General features: G+C 74.2%; 2 protein-coding genes. One reads left to right on the top strand and one right to left on the bottom strand.

Annotated features, from left to right (window positions below):
- The coding region (locus ACTIR_RS22525; RefSeq protein ID WP_034239262.1) for an allophanate hydrolase-related protein at positions 1 to 650 on the top strand (650 nt) is incomplete at its 5' end.
- Between the two features lie 16 nt (positions 651 to 666).
- Here the strand turns inward: ACTIR_RS22525 and ACTIR_RS0109515 are convergent.
- Positions 667 to 1,740, bottom strand: coding sequence for a quinone-dependent dihydroorotate dehydrogenase (locus ACTIR_RS0109515; protein WP_026454091.1), 1,074 nt, complete (start codon positions 1,738 to 1,740; stop codon positions 667 to 669).
- Between the last annotated feature and the right edge of the window lie 428 nt (positions 1,741 to 2,168).

Genomic DNA, 2,168 nt, shown 5'->3' with positions numbered 1-2,168 from the left:
TGCTGGCCGAGCACGACGCGCTCGTCCTGCCGTGGGGCCACGGGGACGCCGGCCTGGCCCGTCTGCTGACCCGGCTCGACACGGCGGCCGTCGCGCTGCCCGACAGCGGCGGTGTCGGGGTGCTGGGCAAGGCCTTCGACGATCAGGTCGTCCTGGATCTCGCGGGGGCCCTCACGGGGGCGCAGACGGCGACGCCCTACCCCGGGATCGGACTCAACCTCGTGGTGTTCGGCGGCTACCTGCGGGGGCAGCCGCGGCAGGAGGAACTCACCCGTGTGTCGGCCCGGTTCGCCGACCCGGTCACCACCGCACCGCGCTACCGCATGCTCGCTCTCGGGCAGGATCCACCCGACGCCGGGGTCGTGCCCGCCGAGTCGGTCGGCGGGACGCACCACGGACCGCTCGTCCCACTCGCCGCCGAACGGTGGTTGGTGTCGCCCTCGGGGCTGGGCGAACTGGCCGCGCATCTGCGGCCCCCCATGCGGCTCGGGGGTGTCGAGCTCGCCGACGGCCGCTGCGTCCTGGGTGTCCTGTGCGAGCCGACCGCGGCCGAACACGGTACCGACGTGACCGCATGGGGCTGCTGGCGTGCCTATCTGCGACATCTGAGCACCCAGCGGCCGAGCGCACGTCCGGCAACCCCGGTCTAGCGTCCCGACGGCCCGGTCAGGCGCCGGCCGCCCCGCGGACCGGCCGCGCGGCGAGCGCACGGTTCACCCGGCGGACGAGTGCGGGACCGTGCAGTGCGAAGCCGGTGTAGAGCTGGACGAGACTCGCCCCGGCGTCGCGCATGCGTTCCGCGTCGTCCGGGGTGCAGATCCCGCCGACCGCCACGACCGGCAGCCGGTCTCCCGCCTCGTCGTGCACGAACCGCACCACCTCCCGTGCCCGGGCGGCGAGTGGACGTCCGGACAGCCCGCCGGCCTCGTCGGCCAGCGCCGCGTCCCGGGGGGTGAGACCGTCCCGGGCGAGCGTGGTGTTCGTGGCGATGACCCCCGCGACCCCGTGGGACACGCAGACGTCGAGCAGTTCGGCGATCGCCTCGGTCGACAGGTCCGGGGAGAGCTTGACCAGCAGCGGGACGGGTGTGCGTCCCGCCTCGCGCGCCAGCGTGGCCGAGGTGCGGGTCAGCTCCGTCAGCAGCTCCGTGAGTGCCCCGCGGTCCTGCAGCGTCCGGAGACCGGGGGTGTTGGGCGAGCTGACGTTGACCGCCACGTAGTCGGCGTAGGGGTGCAGGGCGGTCAGGGAGGCGCGGTAGTCGTCGATGGCGTCCGCGACCGGTGTCACCTTCGACTTGCCGATGCTGATCCCGAGCGGGATCTCCGGCTTTCCGTGCCGGGCGAGCCGCCGGGCCAACGCGTCGGCGCCGTCGTTGTTGAACCCCATCCGGTTGAGCACCGCCTCGCTGTCCGGCAGGGCGAACAACCGCGGTCGCGGGTTCCCGGGTTGGGCGAGCCGGGTGACGGTGCCGAGCTCCACGAACCCGAAGCCGAGCGCGGGCCAGGCCCCCGGTGCCCGACCGTCCTTGTCCATCCCGGCGGCCAGTCCCACCGGGTTGGGGAACCGGACACCGAAGACCGTGGTGGGGTTGTCGGTCCCGTAGTACCGGCGCAGGCCACGGGTCAGCGGTCGCGTCCGGGCGAGCCCCCCCAGTGCGCGCACCGTCCGTTCGTGCACCGTCTCCGCGTCCCCACCGGCGAGCCGGTACAGGCCGGGGCGGACGATCCTGTCGAACAACACCCACCCAGTATCCGGCAGTCCACTCCCGCGCCACGCGGGGCTCCTCCGGCCGGCTGCGCCGTGTGCGCCGCACCGGAGGGTTGGGGGAAACCCCCGACGCGACTCCCGCACGCCGTCAGTCGTGCGGGCCCGGGTCGGACCGGGTCCCGGGAGCGTCGGGGGCCGGTGAGCGCCTGGTATTCACCGGCGGGCACACATCACTCGCCAGTGGTCCGTGTGCTCCGTCAGTGGAGCGTCACCTCACGGGTCCTGTCGCTGTGCACTGTTGGACCACCTCCTTTCCCGTGTACCGCCACGCTAGGCCGGTCCACGGCGGTCCGGCAACGTGATTTTCCGCGGGCGAACAGCCCGGCACGGTGTCGCCGCGGGTCCGCCGCCGCCCACGGCGCGCCCCACCGCGGTGTCCCGGTGCCGGGGCGACGCGGGGT

It is taken from the genome of Saccharomonospora iraqiensis subsp. iraqiensis (genome assembly GCF_000430445.1).
Lineage (GTDB): Bacteria > Actinomycetota > Actinomycetes > Mycobacteriales > Pseudonocardiaceae > Saccharomonospora > Saccharomonospora iraqiensis.
Note: the sequence above shows the minus strand (reverse complement) of the source record. Positions and strands in the feature narration are given on the sequence as shown.